Source organism: Streptomyces hygroscopicus (genome assembly GCF_026168105.1).
GTDB classification, from domain to species: Bacteria; Actinomycetota; Actinomycetes; order Streptomycetales; family Streptomycetaceae; genus Streptomyces; species Streptomyces hygroscopicus_D.
On the sequence record NZ_LBMW01000001.1, the window covers coordinates 422,969 to 449,193 of the forward strand.

28 protein-coding genes are annotated in these 26,225 nt (G+C 71.4%); 14 read left to right on the forward strand and 14 right to left on the reverse strand.

The window, feature by feature from the left end; all coding sequences use genetic code 11:
• Window positions 1-41: 41 nt before the first annotated feature.
• On the forward strand, window positions 42-1,268 hold the full coding sequence (locus AAW14_RS01875; RefSeq protein ID WP_265559068.1) for a 4-hydroxybenzoate 3-monooxygenase: 1,227 nt from the start codon (window positions 42-44) through the stop codon (window positions 1,266-1,268).
• A gap of 161 nt (window positions 1,269-1,429) precedes the next feature.
• Window positions 1,430-3,043, forward strand: a complete 1,614-nt coding sequence (locus AAW14_RS01880; protein WP_322741000.1) for a serine/threonine-protein kinase — start codon at window positions 1,430-1,432, stop codon at window positions 3,041-3,043.
• A 13-nt stretch (window positions 3,044-3,056) separates the two neighbouring features.
• On the opposite strand, the gene tgmB is transcribed toward AAW14_RS01880, so the two are convergent.
• Together tgmB and tgmA are read right to left on the reverse strand one after the other, a co-directional pair.
• The gene (gene tgmB, locus AAW14_RS01885) at window positions 3,057-4,013 is read right to left on the reverse strand and encodes an ATP-grasp ribosomal peptide maturase (protein ID WP_265559072.1); all 957 of its coding nucleotides are present in this window, start codon (window positions 4,011-4,013) and stop codon (window positions 3,057-3,059) included.
• Between the two features lie 13 nt (window positions 4,014-4,026).
• Complete coding sequence (tgmA, locus tag AAW14_RS01890) at window positions 4,027-4,218, reverse strand: putative ATP-grasp-modified RiPP (protein ID WP_265559074.1); 192 nt, start codon at window positions 4,216-4,218, stop codon at window positions 4,027-4,029.
• A 249-nt stretch (window positions 4,219-4,467) separates the two neighbouring features.
• Between tgmA and AAW14_RS01895 the strand changes: the two genes are divergently transcribed.
• A complete protein-coding gene (locus tag AAW14_RS01895) occupies window positions 4,468-4,755 on the forward strand; it encodes a hypothetical protein (RefSeq protein ID WP_265559076.1) in 288 nt (95 codons plus the stop codon).
• A gap of 42 nt (window positions 4,756-4,797) precedes the next feature.
• Here AAW14_RS01895 and AAW14_RS01900 read toward each other — a convergent pair whose 3' ends face one another.
• Window positions 4,798-5,781, reverse strand: a complete 984-nt coding sequence (locus AAW14_RS01900) for an aldo/keto reductase (protein WP_265559078.1) — start codon at window positions 5,779-5,781, stop codon at window positions 4,798-4,800.
• 205 nt (window positions 5,782-5,986) lie between these two features.
• On the opposite strand from AAW14_RS01900, the gene AAW14_RS01905 reads away from it, so the two are divergent.
• Complete coding sequence (locus AAW14_RS01905; protein WP_265559080.1) at window positions 5,987-6,823, forward strand: hypothetical protein; 837 nt, start codon at window positions 5,987-5,989, stop codon at window positions 6,821-6,823.
• Window positions 6,824-7,044: 221 nt separating this feature from the next.
• Here AAW14_RS01905 and AAW14_RS01910 read toward each other — a convergent pair whose 3' ends face one another.
• On the reverse strand, window positions 7,045-7,434 hold the full coding sequence (locus AAW14_RS01910) for a hypothetical protein (protein WP_265559081.1): 390 nt from the start codon (window positions 7,432-7,434) through the stop codon (window positions 7,045-7,047).
• A 184-nt stretch (window positions 7,435-7,618) separates the two neighbouring features.
• On the opposite strand from AAW14_RS01910, the gene AAW14_RS01915 reads away from it, so the two are divergent.
• From AAW14_RS01915 to AAW14_RS01930, 4 genes are all read left to right on the forward strand, one after another.
• Window positions 7,619-8,539, forward strand: a complete 921-nt coding sequence (locus tag AAW14_RS01915; RefSeq protein ID WP_265559083.1) for a MurR/RpiR family transcriptional regulator — start codon at window positions 7,619-7,621, stop codon at window positions 8,537-8,539.
• A gap of 277 nt (window positions 8,540-8,816) precedes the next feature.
• Window positions 8,817-9,203: a hypothetical protein gene (locus AAW14_RS01920; protein ID WP_265559273.1), complete on the forward strand. Its 387-nt coding sequence runs from the start codon at window positions 8,817-8,819 to the stop codon at window positions 9,201-9,203.
• Between the two features lie 124 nt (window positions 9,204-9,327).
• Window positions 9,328-9,633 carry a DUF1232 domain-containing protein gene (locus AAW14_RS01925; RefSeq protein ID WP_265559085.1) on the forward strand — a complete coding sequence of 102 codons (306 nt, stop codon included), beginning with the start codon at window positions 9,328-9,330 and terminating at the stop codon, window positions 9,631-9,633.
• Between the two features lie 61 nt (window positions 9,634-9,694).
• Complete coding sequence (locus tag AAW14_RS01930; RefSeq protein WP_265559087.1) at window positions 9,695-10,996, forward strand: CAP domain-containing protein; 1,302 nt, start codon at window positions 9,695-9,697, stop codon at window positions 10,994-10,996.
• 91 nt (window positions 10,997-11,087) lie between these two features.
• Here the strand turns inward: AAW14_RS01930 and AAW14_RS01935 are convergent, their stop codons facing one another.
• Window positions 11,088-11,480 carry a nuclear transport factor 2 family protein gene (locus tag AAW14_RS01935; protein WP_265559089.1) on the reverse strand — a complete coding sequence of 131 codons (393 nt, stop codon included), beginning with the start codon at window positions 11,478-11,480 and terminating at the stop codon, window positions 11,088-11,090.
• Window positions 11,481-11,581: 101 nt separating this feature from the next.
• Between AAW14_RS01935 and AAW14_RS01940 the strand changes: the two genes are divergently transcribed.
• The gene (locus AAW14_RS01940) at window positions 11,582-12,025 is read left to right on the forward strand and encodes a MarR family winged helix-turn-helix transcriptional regulator (RefSeq protein WP_265559091.1); all 444 of its coding nucleotides are present in this window, start codon (window positions 11,582-11,584) and stop codon (window positions 12,023-12,025) included.
• Between the two features lie 194 nt (window positions 12,026-12,219).
• The gene (locus tag AAW14_RS01945; RefSeq protein ID WP_265559093.1) at window positions 12,220-12,990 is read left to right on the forward strand and encodes an SDR family NAD(P)-dependent oxidoreductase; all 771 of its coding nucleotides are present in this window, start codon (window positions 12,220-12,222) and stop codon (window positions 12,988-12,990) included.
• A gap of 131 nt (window positions 12,991-13,121) precedes the next feature.
• Here AAW14_RS01945 and AAW14_RS01950 read toward each other — a convergent pair whose 3' ends face one another.
• From AAW14_RS01950 to AAW14_RS01960, 3 genes are all read right to left on the reverse strand, one after another.
• A complete protein-coding gene (locus AAW14_RS01950) occupies window positions 13,122-15,482 on the reverse strand; it encodes a glycoside hydrolase family 65 protein (protein ID WP_265559095.1) in 2,361 nt (786 codons plus the stop codon).
• Entirely contained in the window at window positions 15,479-16,219 is a 741-nt protein-coding gene (locus AAW14_RS01955; protein ID WP_265559097.1) for an HAD family hydrolase, read from the reverse strand. Before AAW14_RS01955 ends, AAW14_RS01950 begins: the two co-directional genes overlap by 4 nt.
• A 120-nt stretch (window positions 16,220-16,339) precedes the next feature.
• Complete coding sequence (locus tag AAW14_RS01960) at window positions 16,340-17,206, reverse strand: ANTAR domain-containing protein (RefSeq protein WP_265559099.1); 867 nt, start codon at window positions 17,204-17,206, stop codon at window positions 16,340-16,342.
• Window positions 17,207-17,465: 259 nt separating this feature from the next.
• On the opposite strand from AAW14_RS01960, the gene AAW14_RS01965 reads away from it, so the two are divergent.
• Entirely contained in the window at window positions 17,466-18,119 is a 654-nt protein-coding gene (locus AAW14_RS01965) for a nucleoside/nucleotide kinase family protein (protein ID WP_265559101.1), read from the forward strand.
• Between the two features lie 177 nt (window positions 18,120-18,296).
• Here AAW14_RS01965 and AAW14_RS01970 read toward each other — a convergent pair whose 3' ends face one another.
• Together AAW14_RS01970 and AAW14_RS01975 are read right to left on the reverse strand one after the other, a co-directional pair.
• Entirely contained in the window at window positions 18,297-18,491 is a 195-nt protein-coding gene (locus AAW14_RS01970; RefSeq protein ID WP_265559287.1) for a hypothetical protein, read from the reverse strand.
• A 205-nt stretch (window positions 18,492-18,696) separates the two neighbouring features.
• Window positions 18,697-19,377 carry a peptidoglycan-binding domain-containing protein gene (locus tag AAW14_RS01975; protein WP_265559103.1) on the reverse strand — a complete coding sequence of 227 codons (681 nt, stop codon included), beginning with the start codon at window positions 19,375-19,377 and terminating at the stop codon, window positions 18,697-18,699.
• 200 nt (window positions 19,378-19,577) lie between these two features.
• Between AAW14_RS01975 and AAW14_RS01980 the strand changes: the two genes are divergently transcribed.
• Window positions 19,578-20,753 (forward strand): permease, encoded by a 1,176-nt coding sequence (locus tag AAW14_RS01980; protein WP_265559105.1) that lies wholly within the window; start codon window positions 19,578-19,580, stop codon window positions 20,751-20,753.
• Between the two features lie 229 nt (window positions 20,754-20,982).
• Here AAW14_RS01980 and AAW14_RS01985 read toward each other — a convergent pair whose 3' ends face one another.
• The 3 genes from AAW14_RS01985 to AAW14_RS01995 form a co-directional block, all read right to left on the reverse strand.
• Window positions 20,983-21,366: a PPOX class F420-dependent oxidoreductase gene (locus tag AAW14_RS01985; protein ID WP_265559106.1), complete on the reverse strand. Its 384-nt coding sequence runs from the start codon at window positions 21,364-21,366 to the stop codon at window positions 20,983-20,985.
• Window positions 21,367-21,463: 97 nt separating this feature from the next.
• Window positions 21,464-22,105 carry an HAD family acid phosphatase gene (locus tag AAW14_RS01990; protein WP_265559108.1) on the reverse strand — a complete coding sequence of 214 codons (642 nt, stop codon included), beginning with the start codon at window positions 22,103-22,105 and terminating at the stop codon, window positions 21,464-21,466.
• A 159-nt stretch (window positions 22,106-22,264) separates the two neighbouring features.
• Window positions 22,265-23,011 (reverse strand): type 1 glutamine amidotransferase domain-containing protein, encoded by a 747-nt coding sequence (locus AAW14_RS01995; RefSeq protein WP_265559110.1) that lies wholly within the window; start codon window positions 23,009-23,011, stop codon window positions 22,265-22,267.
• Between the two features lie 117 nt (window positions 23,012-23,128).
• Here AAW14_RS01995 and AAW14_RS02000 point away from each other — a divergent pair, with 117 nt between their 5' ends.
• Together AAW14_RS02000 and AAW14_RS02005 are read left to right on the forward strand one after the other, a co-directional pair.
• Window positions 23,129-24,121 carry a hypothetical protein gene (locus AAW14_RS02000; protein WP_416223238.1) on the forward strand — a complete coding sequence of 331 codons (993 nt, stop codon included), beginning with the start codon at window positions 23,129-23,131 and terminating at the stop codon, window positions 24,119-24,121.
• A gap of 117 nt (window positions 24,122-24,238) precedes the next feature.
• Window positions 24,239-25,630, forward strand: coding sequence for a S1 family peptidase (locus AAW14_RS02005; protein WP_265559115.1), 1,392 nt, complete (start codon window positions 24,239-24,241; stop codon window positions 25,628-25,630).
• A 108-nt stretch (window positions 25,631-25,738) separates the two neighbouring features.
• Here AAW14_RS02005 and AAW14_RS02010 read toward each other — a convergent pair whose 3' ends face one another.
• A complete protein-coding gene (locus AAW14_RS02010; protein WP_265559117.1) occupies window positions 25,739-25,924 on the reverse strand; it encodes a hypothetical protein in 186 nt (61 codons plus the stop codon).
• Window positions 25,925-26,225: the final 301 nt, after the last annotated feature.

Consider the following 26,225-nt stretch of genomic DNA (forward strand, 5'->3'; position numbering starts at 1 on the left):
GCGGCGGGGGAACGTTGCCCGAACACCGCCATAATGATCGGGTGATCCACTCCTCCCCCACGCCGGTCCCCCCACAGCGCGTGCCCGTCGTCATCGTCGGCGCGGGCCCCGCCGGTCTGACCCTCGCCAACATCCTGCGGGACGCCTCCGTCGACTGTGTCGTCCTGGAGGCCGAGAGCAGGGCGTTCATCGAACAGCGGCCCCGTGCGGGGTTCCTGGAGGAGTGGGCGGTGCGTGCGCTGGAGCGGCACGGGCTCGCCGACCGGCTGCTGGAGCAGGCGCAGACGCACAGCGAGTGCGAGTTCCGCGTCGACGGCGAGCGGCACCGGTTCTCCTACACGCAGCTCACCGGCGACCACCACTTCGTGTATCCGCAGCCGCTGCTCGTCACCGACCTTGTGCGCCGGTTCGCGGACGTCAAGGGCGGCGACATCCGATTCGGTGTCCGCGCGGTGGAGTTGCACGACATCGACACCGAGGAACCATCGGTGTCGTACACCGATTCGGTCTCGGGGGAGCGTCGGCACATCGCGTGTGATGTCGTCGCCGGCTGCGACGGCGCGCGAGGTGTGAGCCGCGCCTCGCTGCCGTCCGAGTGCGCGCATGTCGCCCGGCTCGACTACGGGGTCAGCTGGCTTGCGCTGCTGGCCGAGGCACCGCCGTCCTCGGACTGTGTCGTCTTCGGCGTCCATCGGCGCGGTTTCGCCGCGCACATGGCCCGCGGCCCGCAGGTCACCCGCTACTACCTCGAGTGCCCGCCCGGCGACGACCCGGAGAACTGGCCGGACGAACGCGTCTGGTCGGAGCTGCGCGAACGGCTGTCCGTGGCGGGCGCTCCGCCGCTGACCGAGGGGCGGTTGATCGAGAAGCGCGTGCTGGACATGCACAACTACGTGGTGCAGCCCATGGCGTACGGGAAACTGTTCCTGGCGGGTGACGCTGCCCATCTGGTGGCGCCGATCGCGGCGAAGGGCATGAACCTCGCCCTGCATGACGTGCTGCTGCTCGCCGACGCGCTCCTGTCGTACTACCGCACGGGCGACACCGGCGGTCTGCGCGGCTACACGGCGGCCTGTCTGCGGCGCGTGTGGGAGTACCAGGAGTTCTCGGAGTGGCTCGCCGAACTGCTGCACGGCCCCTCCTCTGGGGATCCGTTTCGCGCAGGCAGGGCCACCGCCCGGCTGCGGCGGCTGTTCGACTCCCCCGTCGCGGCCGCGGCGTTCGCGGAGTCGTACATAGGCTCGGCAGCGGGTGGTAACCGTCGGTAACCTACCAGCGAGTAGTTCCGGAGAGGTGTTTTCGCACGTGTGAGCGGCGGAAACGGGCTCGAGGAAATCCGGTTCGACAGAAATCCCCTTTCTTTGAACACCCACCGTCACGCCCGCCGTACATCCGGGAGAAGGAGTCCGGTGCGCAGCGAGGGATGACGATGGACCACGGGCAGTTCTCCACACGGGAGTTGGTCGCCGGACGATACCGGACGCTCCAGGTCGTCCACCGGGAGGAAGGTCGCACCGTCTGGCTCGGCGAGGACGTGGGGGTCGGGCGGCCGGTTTCGCTCCTCGAGTCGCGGCTCGCACCACTGCAGCCCGAAGTCACCACGCGCCGCACGGTCGGCCGGATCATGCGCGACTCGGAGGCCATGGAACTGCTGTGCCCCGGCCAGGTCGCGGCCGTCCTCGACGTGGTGGACGACCACGGGGCCCTGTGGACCGTGACGGAACGGATCGAGGGCACGCCCCTGGGCGAGATCCTTGACCGCGGCCCCCTCAACTACGTGCGGGCGGCCCGTATCGGCCTCGGGATCCTCGACGTCCTCGAGGCCGCTCACCGCCAGGGCATGACCCACGGGGACCTGAGCCCCGGTCAGGTCTTCGTGCGGAAGAGCGGCGAGGTCGTGGTGACCGGGTTCGGGCTGATCGGCACGTCCGTCACCCAGCGGGTCACCGCGCCGTCGTACGCCTCCCCCGAACAGGCCCGGGGATCGAGCGCGGGACCGGCTGCGGACCAGTGGACGCTGGGGGCCCTGCTGTACGCCATGGTGGAGGGCCGTCCACCGGTCAACGACCGGGGCCCGGTCGAGGCAACCCTGAGCGCGGTCGACCGGCTGCCGCTGCGCTCCCCGGTGAACGCCGGCCCACTCGTACCGGCCATCACGGGACTGCTGCGCCGGGACGCCCTGGAGCGGGTGCCCGAGTCCGTGGTGCGCGCCGCCCTGACCCGGATCGTCAAAGAGGAACTCGACGAGCCGACGCAGGAGGCGCTGATGCCGTGTTTCCAGGGCTGGCTGGTCGCCCACCGGGCGGGGCGGGCGTGGAGCAGGCCTGCCGTTCGCCGGTCGGTGCTGGTGGGGGCGGGGCTCGCGGTCGCGGCCTCGGCGGTCGCCGTACTCGTCGCCGCGCTGCGCCCGGACGGGGGCGGCGCGTCCGCGACCGGATCGGAGCCGTCCCGCTCCGGCGCGCCTTCCACCTCCACCTCCACCTCCGGCAACGGCGTCGGCGGCCCACCATCCCCGCCCGCGACGAGTCGGACAGCGGCTCCATCCCCGTCCGCCTCGTCGCGGGCCCCCCAGGAACCGACCGTGCTCTTCCAGCGCTATGTGGCTCCGGAGGGCTTCTCCGTCGACCTGCCGCAGGGATGGACGCGCGTGCGGACCGAGAAGGCCGCGGAAGGCACCTATCGGGTGACGTTCGGGGCGAGCGGGGACCCGCGCTCGCTGACGGTCACCTACAGCGTGCACCTCGGTACGGATCCGGTCGCGGTCTGGCAGGCGCTGGAGCCGTCCCTCAGGCAGACGTACACCGGATATCAGCGGGTGGGCGACATCCGTGCCGTGACGTACCAGGGCTATCCGGGCGCCGACATGGTGTGGCTGTCCACGGTGGACGGCGTGCGGGTGCGCACCTTCGGCCGTGGCTTCCTGGTCGGCGACGACCGCGGCTGCTCCCTGCGCTGGACGACACCGGCCGCCGACGCACAGAGCACCGCCAACAAGCAGGCGCTGGACGTGTTCCTGGGGACGTTCCGGCCACCGTCGAACTGACCGGCGGCACGGTTCATCTGCGGCTCTCGGGCGCGCGCCGGTCCATCGCGCGCTGCGCGAGCCACAGCGCCACGGCCTCCGCGATCGGTTGCCCCGTCTCCAGCTCGACGAAGCCGAACTGCCCGCCCTGATTGCACTCGAGGAACCACCACAGGCCCTCCTCGTCCTCGGCGAAGTCGAAGGCGGCGTACGCGAGTCCGGACAGGGTCAGGTACTCGTGGACCGAGTTCGCGATGCGGTCGGGCACCTCCGTGGCCTCCCAGACGTACCCGGTGTCGCCGTAGCGGCCGTCGACCTGCCCGGGTGCGGCCCTCTTGCGGGCGCCGAACAGGCGGGAGCCGACACAGGTCAGCCGGATGTCGGCGCGCTTGGGGACGTACCGCTGCAGCAGGGCCGGCCCCGCGGCCACGGCGGAGAAGTCGGCGCCGGGTCCGATCAGCGTGGTGGGCAGGGCGAGCGTGGGGTCATCGGGCGGCGGTCCCGACGCCGACTTCACCACCACGTCTTGGTGCACCTCGGCGAACTGCTGGGCCACACGCGGGGCCGTGGTGATGACGGTCGGCGGCACGGCGAAGCCGCTGCGGTGCGCGACCCGTAGCTGCCACGGCTTGTAGCGGGCCTGTTCGGCGTTGCGGGGGTGGTTCATCCACCGGGTCGTGGCCGAGTAGAGCATGCCGTACAGGGCCTGGCGGGTTTCGGCGGTCAGCCACGCCGAGGCGTGCTCGGCGTGAGCGGCCGGTTCACCGGGCCGGCGGACCCACACCGAACGCAGGCCGCCCATGCTCAGGACGTGTCCGTTGACCGAGAGATGGCCGTCGAAGTCGCCATGGGCGTAGTCGGCGGACAGCACCGCCTTGCCGGGGAGGTCGGCGGGATCCAGCCGCATCACGGGGACGCCGCGCTCATACAGCACGGCCACCGCCATGTCAGCGGTCACGTCCTGTTCCGACGTGAGGATGAGGACCGTCATCCGCGTGCGGGCGTCAGTCGTCGAAGTGGGTCTGGGAACCAGCGGTGGACGTCGTCGTGCCGACCGCGAGGAGCAGGTCACGGTCGCTCACGGCGGGCCGGCCGTCGGGGAGCACGTTCAACTGCAGGGAGGCGTCGAAGTGATATGGCGTCACCACGGCGGGAAGCCCCCTGGACAACGCGTAGTTGAGGGTGAACGGGCGCACGGGAACCTCCACAGTCTTGAATGGACTCTTCCCAAACGTTTACGTCGTCCTCCCGTAAGGAATTCATCACTTTCCGCCACATCCAGGTGAAGGTCATCACATTCCCACGACACAACCCGTTGGCCCCGGATTACGTCCACGGCAAGCCGGACGCGTGATGTCAGTGGCCTCGGCAACAATGCAGGTAAGAGATCATCTCGCCCTCGGGCGGGACACCGGACGTCCGTGCCCTAGAAAGGCTGGCCTGCCATGACGCGCCCTCGGCTCAGTTCCCGCGCTGCCGGACTGCTGCGCCTGATCATGGACCAGCGCGTCCCGGTCTTCCTCACGGTCCATGCCAACGGGCGGCGCCGGTACGGCTGTTGGCAGTCCGGCGGCCGTCCCGTGGCGCTGCCCACCGACGAATGCGACGCGTTGTACGCGGCGGGGCGGATCGTGCTCGGCGACCCGGTCGTCGACCGGGCCAAGACCACATACCGGGTACGTGCCGCCGCGCGCGGCAGATATCGGCCGGCGGGCGTCGCCCTGACGGCCTGACCGGTCGGCGGGGTCGAGCCGGCCGGTCTCCTGCGCAGGCGCCTACCAGCGGTCCTCGACCTGACCCCTGATCCGCCGGTCGTACAGGTCCTGGACGGCGTCGAGCGTGTCCTGCGGCAGCGGGGGCAGCTTGGCGACCGCCGCGTTGGCGCGGGCCTGGGCCGCCGAGCGCGCTCCGGGGATCACCGTGGTCACGCCGGGCTGCTGAACGATCCAGGCGAGCGCCAGCTGGGCCGGGGTACAGCCCTCCGGGGCGAGCGCGGCGAACTCGGCGGCCGCCTCCACGCCCGTGGCGAAGTCCACGCCGGAGAAGGTCTCGCCCTGGTCGAAGGCCTCACCGTGCCGGTTGAACGAGCGGTGGTCGTTCGCGGCGAAGACCGTGTCCTTGGTGTACCTGCCCGACAGCAGGCCGGAGGCCAGCGGCACACGGGCGATGATGCCCACGCCCGCCTCCCGCGCCGCCGGGAGGACCTCGCGCAGCGGCTTCATGCGGAAGGGGTTGAGGATGATCTGCACGCTCGCCACGTTCGGGCGGGCGATCGCCGTCAGCGCCTCCTCGCACGTCTCGACGCTCACGCCGTACGCGGCGGCACGGCCCTCCTCGACCAGAGTGTCCAGCGCGTCGTACACCTCGTCGGAGGAGTAGACGGGCGTCGGCGGACAGTGCAGCTGCACCAGGTCGATGCGGTCGACGCCGAGGTTGCGCCGGGAGCGGTCGTTCCAGGCACGGAAGTTGTCGAGGACGTAGTTCTGCGGGATCTGGTCGACGCGGCGGCCCATCTTGGTCGCCACCAGCACATGCAGATCCGGCCTGCCGAGCAGGAAGGCGGCGATGGTCTGCTCGCTGCGCCCGTCGCCGTAGACATCGGCGGTGTCGAAGAAGGTCACTCCGGACTCGGCCGCCGCCTCCAGCACCTCGTGGGCGTCCTTGTCGTCCACGTCGCCCCAGTCGGCTCCCAGCTGCCACGTACCGAGGCCGATCACCGATGCGTGCTGCCCCGACCTGCGGAATTCTCGCTCTTCCATGCGGCCAGTCTGTCATTCGCAACCGGCCGCACAGGGTACGCCCGCCCTGCGTGCCGCACCCGGCCGCTCTCGCCCGTAGCTCGTAGCCCGTAGCTCGTAGCCCGTAGCCCGTAGCCCGTGTACCGCCCGAAGCACGCGCCCGGGCCGCCGCCAGGTAGCGCCCGGGCCGCCGCTAGGTTGAGGGCGGCCGACCGAGGAGAACCCCATGCCCGCCCGCCCCCGCCTTCTGTACGTCACCGACCTCGCCTACCCGGCGCGCGGGCGGCGTTACTGCGACGAGGACATCACCTTGTCCTCCCGGCTGCGCGCGGAGTTCGACGTCGCCCTGTGCCACCCGCTGGACGCCGCGGCGCTGATGGACGCCTTCGACGCGGTCGTGGTCCGCAACAGCGGGCCCGTGCTGCACTACCGGGCGGAGTACGACGCCTTCCGCGCCCGTGCCGCCGCGCGCGGCACCCGTGTGTACAACCCGCTCACCGGCCGGGCCGACATGGCGGGCAAGCAGTATCTGCTCGACCTGACGGCAGCGGGACACCCCGTCATCCCCACCGTCGACCGGCCCGAGGACCTGGGGCGGCTGCCGGAGACGGACCGGTACGCGGTCAAGCCGAAGGCCGGGGCGGACTCCATCGGCCTGGACTTCGTGTCCCGGCCCCGGCTGCAAGGCCTCGCCTGGGGTGACGTCCTGGTCCAGCCGCGCATCGACTTCCATTACGAGGTGTCGTTCTACTTCGTCGACGACGCCTTCCAGTACGCCCTCTACGCCCCCGACCCGGGCCGGCGCTGGGTCCTGGAACCCTATGAGCCCACGGAGGCCGATCTGGCCTTCGCCCGGTGCTTCATCGACTGGAACACCCTCGACCACGGCATCCAGCGCGTCGACGCCTGCCGCACCGTGGACGGGGAGCTTCTGCTGGTCGAGCTGGAGGACCTCAATCCCTACCTGTCCCTCGATCTCGTTCCCGGTCCCACCCGTGACGCGTTCGTCGCCGCGATGACGGCCTCGCTCAACCGGTGTCTGGAGGCGGCGCCCCGCCTCTGACGCGCCCACCCCGGCCGACGTGGGCGGCGGGGGGCGCCGCAGTCTCCGTACCGCGAGGGCGAGTTGGCGACACAGGCTGCCGTGCGGGGTGCGCAGGTCTCAGCCGAGCACATGGTCGAGCGGCACGCCCCAACGGCAACCCGGGCGCCCTGACGCTCACCCGTGAACGTGAAACAACCTTGGGCCGAAGCGGCGCGCGGGCCGGGGCCCGGAAGCGTGCCTCAGCCCTGATCCCGGCTCTCCAGCCGCAGCTCGATGTCGACCTCCTGGTCCCCGGCGACCACGCCCAGCTGCCGGACGTCGAACGTCTCGTCCAGGGCTCGGCGCAGGCGCTCCACCGCCCGGGGTTCACCCTGCAACTCGGCCTTCACCGGGCCCGACAGATGCGACGGCCCGGCCGCGCGCCCGGACGAGGCGGGAGCGGCCGAAGTGTCGAACGTCCCGATCCACATCGTGGGTCGGGCTCCCTGGGTCTCGTGCGGTGTGTCCTCGGCGCGCCGGTCCGAGGCGAAGTGCCGACACAGTTCGGCGAACAGACTCCCGGCGTCCTGCGGTGAGCAGTCGCTGACCACCACCTCGACCTGTGGTGCGTGCGCTACGGGCGAGTTCACGGCCGCTCCTCTCCTTCGGTGGCCGACCCGGGTACCCCACCCCCGAGACCCCCATGCACGACGGTACGACCGGAGCGCCGGGTCCGCCTGTCGGGCGCCGTCCGTGATGTGAGCGGTAAGGCCCCTGGTCAGCGCCGTCCGTGAGCTATGTTGAAGGTCCTCGGGACATGAAGGAGGCGATCCGGTGTCATCGCCGCAGCAGGCACGCGCGCACGCAGCTGCGATCACTGCGGGCAAGACGGCCCCCGAGGCAGGTGCCAGCCCCACGTCCCAGCTCCGGGAGCTGTTCGACGGTCCCCGGCTGTCCCCCGGGCATCGGCGGATCGCGCAGTACCTGATCGAACACATCACCGAGGCCGCGTTCCTGTCGATCACGGATCTGGCCGAGCGGGCGGGCGTCAGCCAGCCCTCCGTCACCCGCTTCGCCGCGGCCGTGGGCTTCAGCGGCTACCCCGCGCTGCGGGAGAAGCTCCAGGCGATCGCCCTGAGCACACTCGGCAGCCCGAGCACCCCCGCGGAGGAGCGCAGCAACGAACTGCAGGCTGCGGTGGACGCCGAGATCGAGAACCTGGAGAACCTGCGGCGTGACTTCGCCGACCCGGACGAGGTGATCCGCGTCGGGCGGGCGCTGTCGGAGTCGACACCGCTGACCGTGATGGGCCTGCGGATCTCCGGTTCGCTCGCCGAATACTTCGCGTACGGGGCCCGGCGCGTCCACCCCGACGTGCGGCTGGTGACGCGCGGCGGCACCGTCGCCTATGACGCGCTGCTTCAGTCGCGGGAGGCCGGCGGCACCTGGGTTCTCGCCTTCGGAATGCCCCGGCACGCCCAGGAGACCCTGACCGCCGTGCGGGTGGCGCGCAATGCGGGGCTCAAGGTCGCCCTGATCACGGATCTGGGGCTGGGGCCGCTCGCCGACGAGGCCGACGTAGTCTTCGCCACGGGCACCGGCTCGCGCCTGGTCTTCGACTCGTACGCCGCTCCCGGCGTGATGGCCGCGGCCCTGCTGCAGGCCATGACCGACGCCGATCCGGAGCGGACGCAGGCACGTCTCGAGGAGTACGAGCAGATCGCCGACCAGCACCAGTTCTTCCTCAAGGACTGACGTACAAACCGGATCATTTACCTCGGATTGCGACTGAATTTTTTCATGTCCTTGCGTACGCGCCGGTATATATAAATACTTCTCCCGGATCGCGGCCCGGGACCCTCGGGCCACACCGTACGGACAATCGGGGCCGTCCGCTCCTACCCACGGGCTTCGGGTGTCCGGCCGGGCCCGCCTGCGCGGGCGTCCATGGCGGCGGCTCCGGCCCTCCCCTAGACCGGGGCCGCCCCAGATGCGCACCACCCTGAGCCGACGTGACCCGGAAGCGAAGATCATGGCATTGATGACGTACTCGCCGATCAGCACGGACTGGCCGTGCCAGGTCAAGACACCCGGGAGCTACGACTGGGAGCGATCGGCGGCCAAGTGGCTGCGCGACCTCGTGCCCGCGCGCTACGCCAGCTACCCGGCTCTGATCCGTCACCCGGTCCTGCTCGCCCGGCACGCCCAGATCCAGGTGCAGAACGAGGTGCGGGTCGCCCGGACGGCGCTGCAGACGGCCCGCGCAGAGCTGCCCGCGCTCGGTCTGCCCGAGTCGGTCATCGAGCACACGATCAAGCTGTACGCCGCCGAGGTTATGCAGCTCCAGCACATCGCGCGCAGCGTACGTGCGGTCAGCCAGGCGCTGGTGGAGAGCAGCGCCACGCGCGCCGGACACTGACGGCGGCCCCACGAGGGCTCCCCCCGGCGACCGTTCGGGGAGTTCACCCCGGCACGGGCACTGTCCGCCGCGAAGCCGGGCAAGCGTAGGAGAGGACGACTCCTACGGATGCCCGGAGCTGCGCATGGACTCCACGACCTGGACCGTGCTCGCCGTCGTCGCGGTCCTCGCCGCGGCCGTGCTCGGTGTGGCGCTGGCCCTGCTGCTGCGGCTGATCCGCACCCGTCGCGACCTGCGCCGTGCCGGACTGCCGTCCGGACCGCGTTGGGTCTTCTGGGGCGCGGTGCTCTATTTGGTGCTGCCGACGGATCTGCTGCCGGATCCCGTCTATCTGGACGACATCGGCGTGCTGTTGCTGGCCCTCAGATCGATGCACGCCGCGGTGCCGGCTCGGGAACCCGGGCCCGACGGTGGCGCGTTGTCCGACTGACGGGCGGCGGGTCACATGGCCGCCTGCGTCGTGACAGTGGCAGGGACGGGCGGGCGGCGTGATGAAGGAACTGGTTACCGGAGGCAATCTGCCTCTGCCGGGCGGCATTCTGACCCTCAAAGTGCCGGGGCCGTTCGACGTCTGCGCGCTCATCACCGATGCCGGCGGCAAGGTGCGGGGCGACGCCGACTTCGTGTTCTACAACCAGCCCTCCGCGCCCGGCGTCCGGCTGCAGGGGGCGGAACTGACCGTGAGTCCACCGGGATTGCGGGCCGGAGCGGACCGTGTCACCGTGGTGGTCGCTCCCGCCGAAGCGTCCGTGCCCCTGGGCGCCCTGCCCGCCGCCACACTTCACGTCACCGGCGCGGACGGCCGCGCCCTCGCACGCTTCAGCCCGCCGCGTCCGCAGCGGGAGACCGCCCTGTTGCTCGCCGAGTTGTACCGACGGGACACGGGCTGGAAGCTGCGCGCGCTGGGTCAGGGGTATGCGGACGGACTCGCGGGCGTGGCCCGGGACTTCGGAGTCGAGGTCACGCAGGACGCCCCGCCGGCGCCCGCCCGCACCCCGGAGCCGGAGGCCGGGCCGGCTTCCGACGGATTCGTCGCCCTGGTCAACACGGCCCGCTCCAGGGCCGGTTCCCCTCCGGTGTCGGCCGCCCCGCGGCTCGCGGCGGCGGCGCACGCCCATGCCGCCGCCATGGCCGACCGTGATGACCTGGCCGCCGAGAGCGCGGACGGCACCTCCGTCCACCAGCGGATCACCGCAAGCGGCTACGCGTATCTGACGGTCGGCGAGCATCTCGTCTCCGGGCCGCGCACCCCGGCCGAGTTCGTGGAGTACTGCCTCTCCGACGCGCGGTCGCACCGCACGCTGTGCGAACCGGCGTTCACCGAGACCGGCGTGGCATACGTCCTGGGGCGCCGGTCGGGCGACCTGTACTGGACGGCGCTGTGGGCCCGGCCGTTCACGGCCGCCGGACTGGCGCGGACGGTCGACGAGGTGATCGCGCTGACCAACACCGAGCGGGCCTCGTCCGGCCTGCCGCCACTCGCGCCCGATCCCCTGCTCACGGCCGCGGCCCAGGCCCACAGCTCCGACATGGTGACCCGCGCGTTCTACGCGCACACCTCGCCCGACGGCCGCGAACCCTGGGACCGTGCGGCCGACGCGGGCTCCCGCCACCGGACGGTCGGCGAGAACATCGCCTGCGGCCAGCGTTCCCCCGCCGAAGTCGTCCGCGGCTGGATGGACAGCCCGGGCCACCGGGCCAACATCCTCAAGCCCTCCTTCACCCATATGGGGGTCGGCTTCGCGGGCGGCGGCCGGGCGGGCACGTACTGGACGCAGCTGTTCGGCGGCTGACGCCGCCACCTCGGCCACATCGGGTGATCCGTCAACGCGACGAGGTGCCGTGCCAGGCGTGGCTCGACCGCCGGGAACGGTCGGCCACCGCCTAGCGGGCGCTGCCGATGTTTCGATCGGCGTCGGAGCCCTCGAGCATCAGGGTGGTCTCCTCGATGCGACTGAATCGGCCGGCGGGCGAGAGGTCGGCGAACACATACACCTCCATGCGCACGGTCGAGCCGTCCTTCTTCGTGATGTCGACGGTGTGCCGGTCGGCGTACCTGCTGCCGTCGTACAGCTCTTCGTGGACCTGGACCTCGCCGCCGGCGACGATCGTCCGCAGATGGGTGATGTGCTCGATGAACCCGGCTCGGTCAGCCCACTCCCCGTTCGTGCGCTGGCGGTACTCCGGGGTGAAGTGACGGTCGGCAGCCTCCCGAACGGTGATGTCGCGGTTGAAGATCAGATCGGAGAGGACGGCCTCTATACCGGTGTGGGTCATGGGACTTCCATTCGACGCGAGAATGAGCAGTGCGTGCACTACGCACGCATCTCCATCACTGTAGCAGCAGACGCGTGCGTTGCGCACGCTATTCTTGTGGTGTGGAGAACGAGGTAGGACACGAGATCGCAGACGCTCTGGGCATCCTGCTGAGGCGCACCACGCGCACCCAGCTGCACAGACAGCTCACCGAGGGCATGGGCGAGGGGGTGGACGAACAGACGTATCCGGTCCTCAGCGCACTGGCCAGGACCGGGCCCCGCAGCGCGGCCGACCTGGCCCCCGACGTCGGAATCGATCGCTCCGGCGTCACCCGCCGCGCCTCTCGGCTGGAGGCCGCCGGCCTCATCCGCCGCGAGGCAGACCCCACCGACCGGCGAGCGCACCTGCTCGTACTCACCGATCAGGGCCGACTCGCAGTGGCAGAGCTGCGTACACGTCTGGCTGCCCACATCACGACAAGCCTGTCCACATGGCCGCCGGGTGAGGCCGAGACCTTCGCCCACCACCTGCGCCGCTTCACAACCCAAGGCCCGTTTGCGTAGCAGACGGGCCTGGCCGGATGTCGACGCAGCAGACGTCGGCCGGTTGCGTGGCGTCCTCCTGGGACGGGAACGGGCGGTTTGCGCATCGAGTGCGGCCGGGTTCCAACCCCGGAAGCACCGTGCCGTGCCCGTCTGCGGGGTAGGTGAGGTCCTGAAGGCCATCAGCGCCAAGTCCCCCGGAATGTGAGGCGGTCGTGTCGGACTTCTCCAGCAGGACGGGCGCCGCGCTCGTCACGGGCGGCACCGGCGGCATCGGGACGGCGATCGTGCGTCTGCTGGCCGAGCGGGGCAGCGACGTCGCCTTCACCTATCGTGCCGACGAGGAGGCGGCGCGAGCACTGTCCGGTGCGGTCACGGGGTATGGGCGCCAAGCCCGGGCGATGCGGCTGGACTTGACCGACGAGTCGGCCACCGCGGAGACGGTCCGGGAGGTCGCCGGGACGTTCGGAGGCCTCCACACGCTCGTGCACGCCGCTGGGCCCCATGTACCGATGGTGCATCTGAGCAGGGTCTCCCCCGGCCGGTACCGCTCGCAGCTCGAGGCGGACGCCATGGCGTTCTTCAACGTGGTGCATCCCGCGCTGCCGAGGCTGCGCGAGAGCCGCGGCAGCATCGTCGCCGTCACCACCGTCGCCACCCGCCGTTTCCCGGTGCGCGACGGGTTGTCGTCGGGCACCAAGGGTGCGGTCGAGGCGGTCGCGCGGGCACTGGCGGCCGAGGAGGGGCGGTACGGGGTGCGGGTGAACTGTGTCGCGCCCGGCATGCTCACGGACGGTATCGCCGCGCGGCTCATGGAGACCGGGGAACTGGACGAGGCGGCGCTGACGGTCACCCGGCGCAACATTCCGCTGCGCCGTTTCGGTACCGCCGCCGAGGTGGCGGAGGCGGTCGTGTTCCTCGCCTCGGACCGGGCCGGATTCATCACCGGCCAGGCGCTGGGCGTAGACGGCGGGTACAGCGTCTGAGCGGGCCGGGGCGCGCCGCTTCCGGCCGGAGGGCGCGTCCTGACGGACGGGAACGCCGAGGCCGCGGCCACCGCCGCCGCTCGCCGTACGGTTCGGCAGGGTGAGCGGCGGCGCACAGCCGGCCCCGGGCCTCAGCCGTCCTCGGCCGAGGGGTGGTTGGGACTCCGGTGGAGCGGCTGCTGCGGGGCCGGGCCCGCTGGTTTGCCGGGCGGGATGCCCAGCGCGTACGGCTTGTCCGCATCGAGCGTGACCGGTTCGCCGTGGTGGTGGATCGTCAGCGGTTCTCCGTCCAGCAGTGTGTAGGTGGCGGTCCCCCGCACCATCTCGACGCGCAGCCGGCGGCCCCGCACTCCCAGAGTGAAGGCAAGGCGGCCGAAGCGCTCCGGCAGCCGCGGCGCGAACGCGATCCTCGTCCCGTGGTGGCGCAGCCCGCCGAAGCCGGCGACGAGCGCCATCCACGTTCCGGCCAGGGACGCGATGTGCAGGCCGTCACGGGTGTTGTGCTCCAGGTCCTCCAAGTCCATCAGCGCGGCCTCGTACAGATAGTCGCAGGCGAGCCCGAGATGGCCCGTCTCGGCGGCCATGACCGCCTGGCAGCACGCGGACAGGGACGAGTCGCGCACGGTGAGGGGTTCGTAGTAGGCGAAGTTACGGGCCTTGTGCTCCGCGTCGAAGAACGGGCTGCTCGTGTACATCGCCAGCACCAGGTCCGCCTGCTTGACGACCTGCTTGCGGTACAGGTCGAAGTACGGGAAGTTCAGCAGGAGCGGGTACTGGTCGGGGCGGGTCCCGGCGAAGTCCCAGCGCTGGTAGCGGGTGAAACCGGCGTGCTGTTCGTGCACGCCCAGCTCGTCGTTGTACGCAATGTGTATCGCCTCGGCGGCGTCGCGCCAGGCCGCGCTCTCCTCCTCGTCGACGCCCAGCTCTCCGGCACGGCGCGGATGGCGCCCCACTGCGTCCGCGGCGGCCAGCAGGTTCGCGCGGGCCATCAGGTTGGTGTACGTGTTGTCGTCGGCGACCGCGCTGTACTCGTCGGGGCCCGTCACCCCGTCGATGTGGAACGTGCCGCTGTGGTCGTGGTGGCCGAGCGACCGCCACAACCGGGCCGTCTCCACCAGCAGTTCGACCCCGGTGTCACGTTCGAAGCTCTCGTCACCGGTGGCGGCCGTGTAGCGGACCACCGCGTCGGCGATGTCGGCGTTGACATGGAACGCGGCGGTGCCGGCCGGCCAGTACGCCGAACCCTCCGAACCCTCGATGGTCCGCCAGGGGAACGCGGCGCCGCGCAGCCCGAGTTGGACCGCACGCTCCCTCGCCGCGGGCAGCGTGTTCTGCCGCCAGCGCAGCGCCTCGGCGACCGCGCCGGGCGAGGTGTAGGTGAGCAGCGGCAGCACGAACATCTCGGTGTCCCAGAAGGCATGGCCGTCGTAGCCGGAGCCGGTCAGGCCCTTGGCGGGGATGGCGCGCTGTTCGGCGCGGGCCCCGGCCTGCAGGACATGGAAGAGGGCGAAGCGCACCGCCTGCTGGATCTGCTCGTCCCCGTCCACCTCGACGTCCGCACGCGCCCAGAACTCATCGAGGAAGTCCCGCTGTTCGGCGGCGAGCCCGGACCAGCCCACACTCGTGGCGGCGGCGAGCGCAGCGTCCACCTGATCGCTGATCGCGGGCAGCGAGCGCGTTCCGGACCAGCCGTACGAGACGAACTTCTCGACGCGCAGTCGCTCGCCCGGGGAGAGGGCGGAGGTGACGGTGAGGCGGGCGAGGTCGTCGGACGCCTCGCTCTCGGTCGTGGTCGGTTCCGGACCGGTGACGACGTGGTCCGCCGCGGCGCCGACCCGAAGGCCGCTCCTGCGGGTGCGGTGCACCAGCCGCAGTCGGCCGCTCTTCGCGAAGTGCTCCTCCGCCTCCAGCGGTGACTCCAGGACGACGGCCGCTCGCGGATCGCCCTCGTGGCCGGGCAGTTGCTCGTTGGCAACCAGCTCCGACTGGACGACGACACGGGCCGGTCCGTCGACGGCCTCGACCTCGTAGGCGACCGCGGCGATCGCGCGCTGGGTGAAGGAGACCAGCCGGGTGGAGCGCACCCGGACCGTCGTGCCGGCCGGTGAGGTCCACTCGCAGGTCCGGGTGAGCAGTCCGGTGCGCAGGTCGAGGACGCGTTCATGGGAACGCAGCCGGCCGTAGCGCAGGTCGAAGGGCTCGTCGTCCACGAGCAGACGGATGATCTTGCCGTTGGTGACGTTGATGACGGTCTGGCCGGACTCCGGATAGCCGTATCCCGCCTCCGCGTAGGGCAGCGGATGCAGCTCGTGGACGCCGTTGAGGTAGGTGCCCGGCAGTCCGTGCGGCTCCCCTTCGTCGAGGTTGCCGCGCCAGCCCACATGCCCGTTGGACAGCGCGAACACGGACTCGCTCTGCGGCAGGACGTCCATGTGAAGCCCCCGCTCGCGCAGCACCCAGGGCTCGACGGCGTACGACGTGTGCGTGATCACCGGCGCTCCCCCAGCTCCGCGAGGTCCCGTACGACGACGTCGGCGCCGTGGGCGCGCAGCGCGTCCGCCTGCCCCACCCGGTCCACCCCGACGACGTACCCGAAGTGGCCCGAGCGTCCGGCGTCCATGCCCGCCAGAGCGTCCTCGAAGACGGCTGCGGCCTTGGCCTCGACGCCCAGATCGCGGGCGGCGGCGAGGAACGTGTCCGGGTGAGGCTTGCCGGGCAAGTGCCGCTGTGCCGCGACGATCCCGTCGATGCGGACGTCGAAGAGGTGCTCCGCGCCGATCGACTCGAGGACGTCACGGCAGTTGGCGCTGGAGGAGACGACGGCCGTGCGCAGGCCATTGGCGCGCGCGGCCTCGACGTACCGGATCGTGCCGTCGTACGCCTCCACACCATGGGTGCGGATCAGTTCCAGGAGCAGGTCGTTCTTGCGGTTGCCGAGCCCATGGACGGTGCTGCGGCCTGGCGGGTCGTCCGGGTCGCCCTCCGGCAGACGGATGCCGCGGGATTCGAGGAAGGTGCGTACGCCGTCGGCGCGGGGACGTCCGTCGACGTACTCGTCGTAGTCGGAGACCTGGTCGAAGGGGCGGAAGGCGTCCCCGTCCCGCTGCCGCAGGAAGTCGTCGAACGTCTGCTTCCACGCGGCCGCGTGCACGACGGCCGTCTTGGTGATGACCCCGTCGAGATCGAAGAGGCAGGCCTGGATGCCGTCCGGAAGACCGAGCTTCGTCATAGAAGCCACCTTCCCCGAAGAACGTCGCGCAGAGGGTGGCGAGTGCCACATTCGGTCGGCCCGGTACACCCCCGAGAGGCCGGGCCGGTGCGGCGGATGCCGTGGTGGGGTCGGGTCATCTCAGGCACGCCTGGCCCGCCTGCCGGTGTGGCTGCGGCCGAGTGCGTGCAGATGCTCCAGGGCATCCAGGACGACCGTGCGGTCGTACCAGGCCAGCCACTCGCCCGCCTCGCCGCCGATGACGTCCAGCGCCTTGGTCTGGGCCGCCGTCAGCGCGCCGAGCGGACGGTCGAGATGGGCCGAGACCATGCCCACGCATCTCCCGGACTCGGTGGCGAGCGGCACGCTGTGGCAGGCGCGGCTGCCGGCCCGCAGGATGACCTGGCGGGCGTCCTCCGTGAACACGGGGTCCGTCTCCACATCCTGGACGGTGACCTGGGCGAGGTTGCGGGCGGCCAGCGCACAGGAGGTGCCGCCCTCCCCGACGTGCTCGAAGAAGTCGACGAACTCGGCAGCGAGCCCTGTGTGCTTCTCCATGCGCAGACCGCCTTGCACGCGGTCGGCGATCTGGACGTTTCCCATGCCCGCGTCGAGGACGGAGAGGGTGTGGCTGAGCACGGTGCCCAGTACGGCGCCCCGGTTGCCGCCCCCGCACCGGCCCGCCCGGTCGAAGGTCAGCGGGGGCTCTCCCTGACGGATCCGCCGGGGAAACCACAGGGCTGCGCGCGTATCCGGGCGTGGGGCGGTCATCAGGGCGCCCGCCAGGGAGCGCAGCTTGACGTTGTACTGCTGGGAGGCGCGCTGAAGCAGGGCGAACGCGCTCTCGGCGTCCGGCAGCGCGTACCGTTCCCGCAGCATCCCCTGAGCCTCGGAGATCAGCGGATGGGCACGCAGCCGAGCCTGAAGATGGCGGACCTCTGCGCGCAGCCGCTCCAGCTCCGCGTCCTCACCGTGCTCTCCCGGTCGCGACTCGCTGTAGGACTTCATGGCCCCTTTCCCGTGTCCTCGCATTGGGCGCGCCCGGTGCGGGCCGCGCTCTTTCCGCAGCTTCCCCGCGCTCCCCCGCACACACCGGGTCCGGCCGACTGTGAGCCGGAAGACACCGGCAGCGGCGACCACCCACGGCGGCCACGACCGTACCGAGGTCTCGCGCTCCGGCGCGGCCTCTGGTCCAATGGCGGAGACCCGGCCCGCGCCACACGGGCCCGTCGCCCACCATCCGGCAGCAGCGAAGCGCATACCGCCTATGACCTTCGACGATCTCCTGAAGCGAGCCGCGGCCCTGGCGCGCCCCGGCCACCGTGCGGTGCTCGGCATCACGGGCAGCCCGGGAGCGGGCAAGACCACCCTCGCCGAGCGCGTGGTGCGCGAGCTGAACGGGGACGGGCCGCCGTGGGTGGCGCACGTCCCCATGGACGGCTTCCATCTGGCGGACGTCGAACTGGACCGCCTGGGCCGCCGCGACCGCAAGGGCGCGCCTGACACGTTCGACGCGGCCGGGTATGCGGCACTGCTGCGGCGCCTGCGCGAGGAGGACGAGGAGACCGTGTACGCGCCGGGCTTCGAGCGTGTGCTGGAACAGCCGCTCGCGGGGGCGAACGCGGTTCCGCCGACGGCCCGGCTGGTGGTGACGGAGGGCAACTACCTGCTGCTGGACACGGGGGCCTGGGCGCGTGTGCGGCCGCAGCTGGACGAGGTGTGGTTCTGCGAGATCGGTGAACGGGAGCGCATTCGGCGCCTGGTGGCCCGGCACAAGGAGTTCGGCAAGGACCACGACGTGGCGGTGGCGTGGGTGCGGGGCACGGACCAGCGCAACGCGGACCTCGTCGCGACGACGCGGGGCCGCGCGGATCTGGTCGTGCCGGGCACGGCGCTGCCGGAGCCGGTGCCCCTCCCGTGACCTGACCGCGCGGGGTGGGCAGCACGGTCATGGCTCCCGCGCCGCGTGGGGATCACGCCGAGTTCGCGTCGCTGCACCGCGGAGGGCGAGGTCGTCGGCGAGACGGACCGGCGTGCGTGGGGTGTCGTCGGGCCGCGCCGTTGAGTTCGTCCTGCCGCCCCGCACGCTGCCCGCGGCTCACCCGTGGAGTGTCAGCGCGGGCTCGCCGTTCGTATCGCCCGCCGGGGGGCCGATCGTCGCGGTGAAGGCCTCCGTGCGCACGGTCAGCCCCTGCTCGGTGCGGTCGAAGACCGGGGCGAACGGTTCGCCGGGGCCGTACCGCACGGCGGAGGTCGCCGACCCTTCGTCCAGCCTCTTGCGGAAGCGGGGCAATCAGATGAGCGTCGGGAGGAGAGCGAGCGTCGACATGGCGAACAGCGCCGCGTACGGCGTGCACCAATGGGTCGTTCCTGCCGCACGGTGACGGGCGTGTCGCGCGAGGGGGGCACGCGACACGCCCGTACCGCTGGCGGGCACGGGGCCGTACGGCTCAGGGTGAGCGGCCGCCGTACGGGTACCGTTCCCGCGTCCGCACCCGCTAGAGCGGGGTGCGGGACTCGAGGTCGCGGCGCGTGTCGTTGCCGTAGACACCCGTCTCGTCACCGCGGACGCCGTACCAGAGCTGGAAGCGGGCGACGGCGGCGGCGAGCGTGGCGTCGTAGCGGCCGTCGGTGGAGCCGTGGTCGTAGACGTCGGGGATGTGCGACAGACGCTTCTGGAGCTCGGTGACCTGAGGTCCGCTGTCTCCCTCGCGCAGGGTCCCGGGGCCGTCGGGGCCGGTGTTCCGCCGCTGGGCGGAGGCTCCGGCGGGTGGCGGCGGGGAGGCCGCGTGGTGGATTGCGTTGTCGTTCCCCGGGCCGGGGAGAACGAGCGCGGCGCCGAAGCCGACGAGGGCTGCGGCGGTCACCCCGAGCGTGATGACCGCGCGGCGCACGGTGAGTCCGTCGTCGACGGACTGTTCACGCCGGCCCCGGGCGTCACGGCCGCGCGGGTCACGGGCGCCGGGCACGGGAGGCAGTTGCTCGGTGGCTTCCTCGGCGGTCCCGGGCGCCACATGGACGACGACAGGTTCGTGGACGGGCCCCGGGGGCCGGCTCTCGTTCTCGCGGAGCTCTCTCACCAGTGCGGCGAGCGCCTCCGTGCGGCGGCGGCGCACGCCATAAGTGGGTTCCAGTACCGGGCGCCGCGCCGGATGCGCCTGCTCGGGCGGTGTCGACACACTGCTCTCCTTCCGTGCGCACGGTCTCCCGCCATCCCCGGGGAGAGATACGTGTACGCGCGCCGACAGGTTCACCGGAGTCCCGCGGTGCCCCGCGAACCGGCCACCCGCGCGCTCTCGTCAGAGAGCGCGCCCTCCGGGCATCAATACCCCCTGGGGGTATAGTGCCGGGTACCGGACCGTCAGGAAGAGGGTGCCGTATGTGGGATGCGATCGAGCATGCGCTGTCCATCACCGGGTCGATGACCTGGGAGATCACCTGGGCTCTGATCCTCGGGTTCACCCTGTCCGCCGTGGTGCAGGCGGTGGTGCCCCGGTCGACGGTCGTGCGGCTGCTGGGTGACGACCGGCCGCGTACGCTGACCGTCGCCGCGGGGCTGGGCGCGGCCTCGTCCTCCTGCTCGTACGCGGCAGTCGCCCTGGCCCGCTCCCTGTTCCGCAAGGGCGCGCACTTCACCGCGGCGATGGCGTTCGAGATCGCCTCGACCAATCTGGTCATCGAACTGGGTGTGATCCTGGCCCTGTTGATGGGCTGGCAGTTCACCCTGGCGGAGTTCGTCGGCGGACCGGTGATGATCCTCGTCCTCGCCGTGCTCTTCCGTCTCTTCCTCCGCGAGCGGCTGCTGCGACGGGCCCGCAAGCAGGCCGAACGCGGACTGGCCGGGTCGATGGAGGGACACGCGGCGATGGACATGTCCGTGCGGGGTGAGGGCGGCTTCGCCCGTCGGCTGTTCTCCGGTGAAGGCTTCACGTCCGTGTCGCACATCTTCGTCATGGAGTGGGCGGCCATCCTGCGCGACCTGGTGGCCGGTCTGCTGATCGCGGGCGCGATCGCCGCCTGGGTGCCGGACGACTTCTGGCGCACGTTCTTCCTGGCCGGCCATCCGCTCGCGGCGAAGGTGATCGGACCCTTGATCGGGCCGCTCGTGGCGATCGCCACCTTCGTCTGCTCGATCGGGAACGTGCCGCTCGCGGTGGTGCTGTGGAAGGGCGGCATCAGCTTCGGCGGAGTGATCGCCTTCATCTACGCGGACCTGCTGATCCTGCCGATCCTCAACATCTACCGGAAGTACTACGGGGCTCGCATGGCCGCGTTCCTGCTGGCCACCTTCTACGCGGCGATCGTGGTCGCAGGGTACGTGGTCGAACTCGCCTTCGGCGGGCTGGGGCTGATCCCCGACCAGGCCGCTGCCCGGATCCCCGACGAGGGCGTCACCTGGAACTACACGACCTGGCTGAACATCGCGTTCCTGCTGCTGGCCGCGGTGCTGCTCGCGCGCTTTCTGCGCACCGGCGGCCGGGCGATGCTGCGGATGATGGGCGGCGCTCCCGGCCATGACGAGCCCGTCGGGGCGCACGGGGGCCATCACCACTGAACGACCGAAGGCCGCAGCAGCCGTTGCCGGTGATCGCGCCCCAATGATGGCGCCCGCTCCCCGGTGCGTGGCAACGTCGCAGTCCAGCGTCGCCCTGCGCCGCTCCGTCGACCGCCGTCTGCTGCTCCCGGCGGCCGGACGCGGCGCGGCCGCGTCGCCGTATGCCGGGGCTGAGTTGAGCCGGTTACCTCGCCGGCGATCACTCGCCCAGCAGGGCCGAGCCCGGGATTCACGGTACGGGCGTCACTCGAAGGCCCACCGTGCCCTGCTCGCCCCGGCGCAGTCGGCTGCCGAGGAGGGTGAGGCGCCCGATGACGCCGTACTTGCGGGCGATGAGCTCGCGATAGCGGGCCGTGGTGGCGGGGTCGCAGATCTCGGCGGTTGCCGGAATCTGGTCACCGGTGGGATTGCCCCGCAGATCGCAGGGCCCGACCAGGACATCGGCACGGGCCCGGATCCTCTTCACCTTCCAGGAGTCCGCGGCGGTCCACACGCCGAGCGCGTCGCCGTCGCGTACCACCCAGACCGGGGTGGCCACGGGGGTGCCGTTCCTGCGGTAGCTGGTGATCAACACGTACTTGCCCGTAGCGAGCCGGTCCAGCGCATCGTCCATGGGCGCAGTCTAGGCATCCGGGCCGTTTGCGGATCATGCCAGGGACGCCGGTGCGGAAACACGACCGTACCGGCGCCCGGATGTGCGGCAGGGGCCGTCAGGACAACTGGCCGTTGTAGTCCGGCAGCTTGAAGGTGCGCTCGGCGTGTCCGCCCACCAGGTCCGAGTCGTTGTTGCCGACGTTCGCGACGATCGTGTAGCCGCGCGCCTCGATCTCCGCCCGCTTGCCCGTCTTGTACGCGCTGACCTGGTCGAACAGATCCGGCAGGTCACGCACGTACAGGCCGTCCACCGGGTAGCCGACCGCCTTGAGGTTCCACTCGGTCACGTCCTCGATGATGCCCGGGCGCGCGGTGACGAAGAAGACGGAGACTCCGCGGGACTTGGCGTACTTCGCGAGCGCCAGGGAGGGCTGGACCGCCGGAGTGGGCAGCTGGTACCAGGGGTGGAAGTAGGTCTCCAGCGTGGTGTTGTCGATGTCGAAGACGATCGCGAGCTTCTGCCCGGCGTCGTTCGCGGTGCGCTGCCGCACGTACGGCACGGCCTGGTCGATGACCGCCTTCACATCCGACTGCCAGGTGGCGTAGTCGACACCGGACGCCTGCGCCGTCGCCAGGCTCGCGGTGGCCGCGGCCGGAGCCGCCGAGGCGGCCCCCGCGGCGGTGACCGTACCGCCGATGCCCAGCGCCACGACCGCGGAAACCGCACCTATCCGGCGCCCCACACCCCGTGTCCTCATACCCGTCCCCTCTCTCACGTGGAACTCGCGTCACAACGGCCACAGTGCCTCGACCGTCGCCATGTTGGTCATGTTCACGCTCAAGAATGGACGAAAAGCCACGGGATAGTTACCGGTCGGTAGACAGTTACTCGCGAGTACGGCGGATCTGGAGGATGTTCACCCGCGCAGCAGGGTCAGGAACCGTCGCGCGAAGAGGTAGGCGTCCCCGGGCCAGCGGGCCGAGAGATAGCGGCCGTCCTCCACCACGAACGCATGCGTGTCGTCGACGGCGGTACCGCGCCGGGTGAGGACCCGTGGCCCGCGTTCGAACTGCGTGCCCGGGTCGGTGAGCGCCGAGCGCACCTCGTCCTCCACGTACGCCGGGTAGGTGCGGTAGTAGCGGCCGAGACGCCAGGCCGTGCTGAGGTACGCGGTGCGTTCCATGTACTTCGGCAGACAGGTCGTGCGGCGCCCGGCCAGCACCCCACGTCCGGTGTCCCCCTCCCGGGTCCGGGCCAGGACCAGGACGCCGTGGCAGATCGCACCGACCGGCCGCTCGAGCGCCCAGAAGCGCGCGACCTGCCGCCGCAGGTCCTCGGAGCCCAGGTACTGGCGCATGCCGGGCGCGTGCCCGCCCGGCAGGAGCAGCCCGTCGTACTCCCCGACCTCCACGTCGGCCCAGGACACAGTGGCGGCGAACTCCGGTGCCGCGGTCAGCTGTTCGTAGAACCGTCTGGGTTCGGGCTCGGCGCCGAGCCGGCCGAACAGCACGCCGGTCAGCAGCCGGGGGTCGGCCGCGGGACGGGTACCGGCCCGCTCGGTGGCGAAGACGACTTCGTGCCCCGCGTCGGTCAGCAGTCTCCAGGGCACCGCGACCTCGGTGACGTCGAAATCCCTGTCGGGCACCGGTATCAGCACGCGCATGCGCCCATCATGGCAGGCGCCTCTCGTGACCATGAGACAGGTCTCGTGCGGCGGAACGGTTGATCGACGGTCGGGTGCGGGATGATCCTCCTGGAGTACGAGGCAGGGGGTGAGGCGGTGACCTGGAATCGCGACACTGCGGTCCGAAGGCAGACGGCGGGACGGCCGCTGGAGGTCGCCTGCGACGAGTCCGGATCGGACGGCGAGAACCTCACCGGCGGGAACACCGATGTGTTCGCCCACGCCAGCGTTCATCTGCCCCTCGCGTCGGCGGCGGCGCACCTGCAGGGGATCCGTGACCGGATCCGGTCTCCGGCGGAGGAGTACAAGGCCACGCATCTGCTGCGGGAGAAGCACCGGTCGGTGCTGGAGTGGCTGCTCGGCGCCTCGGGGCCGCTGTACGGGCAGGCGCACGTCCTGCTCGTGGAGAAGTCGTTCTTCGTCGTCGACCGGGTGATGGACCTGCTGCTCGGAGATCCGGCGCCGGCCCTTGTCCTCTTCCGCGCGGGACGCGAACGCTTCGGGGACGAGCGGTGGCGTGGTTTTCTGGAGGCGGCCAACGATCTGCTGCGCGCCAGGAGCGCCGGGGACCCGGATGCTCCCGTGGAGTCCTTCTTCCAGGCGGTGGACGCGATGCAGCGGGCGCACCCGCACGGCGATGTGGGCGAGATCCTCGCGCTGCTCGGCCGGGCGCGCGAGAGGGCCCGGTCCCATCGGGCACGGATCGGCGAGGGACCTGCGGTCGTTCCTCTGCTGAACCCCCTGGTACCGGCGATCGTCCGCACCGCGGCGTACTGGAGTGCCGGCGGACGCCCCGTCTCACTCGTCCATGACGAGCAGAACGTGCTCACCGCGCAGCGCATCGCCTGGATCAAGGAGACGGCCCCGCTCGCCGGGCTCCGGCTCGTCGACTCCCGGCGGGACCCGCGGGTGCAACTCGCCGACTTCCTCGCCGGAATCGCACGGAAGATCGCCTCGGACGAGCTGAACCGACGGGGCGATCCCACGCTCACCGCGCTGCTTCGGCCGTACGCGGACCAGGACTCCGTGTGGGGCGACGAGCGCAGCGGTGCGCTGCTGCGGAGTTCCTCGGTCTCGCCAACGGTCTGAGTCGCGCCGCCCGTTGGTGAACACCGCGGCACAGCCGCACGTATGGAGGGAGGGCGCTCGACCACCGGAGCGGCCCCGCGGTGGTGACGCCGTGCTGTTCGGGTTCGGGAGCCATGGATGAGGCATGCACGACGACGGATCGTCCGACGGGGTGCACAGATCGCGGCCGTCAGCGGACTGCTCATGGGAGGCCTGATGGTGACCCAGGCCCTGGCGAGCGAACCGTCCGGCGCGCAGACTCCCGCGGGCACGCCCGCGCAGGCCGTCTCCCGGCCCGGCTCCGATCTGGTGTCGCAGCTCGGCAGCTCGCGTACGGCCGGCAGCTGGGTCGCTCCCGACGGGAGAACCGTCGTCGCGGTGACCGACCAGGAGGCGGCCGCCCGGGTGACGGCCGGCGGGGCCCGGGCCAAGATGGTGCGCCACAGCATGGACCAGCTCAAGTCGGCCGCGGCAAGCCTGAGTTCGGCGCCCAGGGTGGCGGGCACCGCCTGGGCCGTCGACTACCGGACCAACGAGGTGGTGGTGCAGGCCGACAGCACCGTCTCGACCTCCGACTGGTCCCGTATGACGAAACTCGCCCAGGGCATCGGTGACTTCGTCCGGATGGCGCGCACGCAGGGGAAGTTCACCACCCGGGTCGACGGCGCACAGCCCGTCTTCTCGGTCAGCGGCCGTTGCTCGGCGGGCTTCAACGTGACAAACGGACAGAGCGAGTTCGTCCTCACCGCCGGGCACTGCGGGCCCGGCGGCACGCTCTGGTTCGCCAACAACACGGGCCGGTCACGGCTGGGCCAGACGGTCACCTCGCAGTTCCCGGGCACCGGCGACTTCTCCCTCATCCGGTACGAGAGCGGGCAGACCGCCCCCCGAGCCAACGTCGTGGCCATCGGCGGCGGACGCGGGGTGCGCATCACGGCGGCCGGGGACCCGGTCGTCGGCGAGAAGGTCTTCCGCAGCGGCAGCACCAGCGGTCTGCACGACGGCGAGGTGACGGCGCTCAACGCGACGGTGAACTATCCCGAGGGCTCGGTCACCGGTCTGATCCAGACGACGGTGTGCGCCGAACCGGGCGACAGCGGCGGCCCGCTGTTCTCCGAGGGCGTCGCGCTCGGCGTGACGTCGGGCGGCAGCGGTAACTGCCAGTCGGGCGGTACGACGTTCTTCCAGCCGGTGACGAGGGCGATGTCGGCGCTCGGGGTCCAGCTGGCGGGGCAGCCGCAGCCGTCGGCCGGCGCCGCCGCAGGGGCCTCCACGGCCCCTGCACCTGCAGCGCCGGCCTCCCAGGGCGCGGCCATCGCGCCGGGGTCGGCGGCCCCGGGCTCCGTCCAGCAGATGGGCACGGCCGGAGCCTCGGACGGCCTCGTGTCGCGGCTGACCGACCCGCGGAACCTCGGGCCGGGCCTTCTGGTCATCGCGGGCAGCCTGGTCGCGCTGGTGGCCACGCGCTACATCCGCACGGAGCAGGAGCGCAACGCCTATCGCCGCGCCTACTCCGGGACTTGGGGCTGAGCCCTCGCCGGGGCGCATACGAGCCCGGGGCGGATCGAGGATCCTGCCGCGGGTGCGCCGAGCCGGTCGCTCAGGGACGGTCGTACCTCACGGCGGCCGGACGAGCCGTCACGCCGCTTTCCCCGGGCCCGGGGAAGCCGCCGCCCATTCCATGACGAGTCGCTGGTACTCCCGCCGTTCGTCCATGCTCAGCGTCCCGCCGCTGCGGAACCACAGGGCCCGGATCTCCTCGTTGACCTCGTCGGCGGAGCGTTCCGCTACGGGTTCGGGAGTGGTGGACATGGCGTGAAGCATACGGGTCCGAACGTGAAGGCGATGTGAGCAATCAGGCGGCTTCGGGCATTACGGACCGTGAAGCTGATCACTCTGCGTCGAGGCCGGTTCCTCGCCCCTCCACTCCAACGGTCTCGTCGGCCGTCTTCCCCGCCACATCGATCGGGCCGACCTTTCCCCCGCCGACAGGATCTTCCGGGGCATCGCGAAGTTGGCGACATGGGACACCGGTGTGCCCAGGGCGGAGTCCGGCCGGAGATCCCGGGCTTCGGGGACGCTCCGGCGTAACGCCCTTGAGCGGTCCGGCCGTTCACGTTCACGA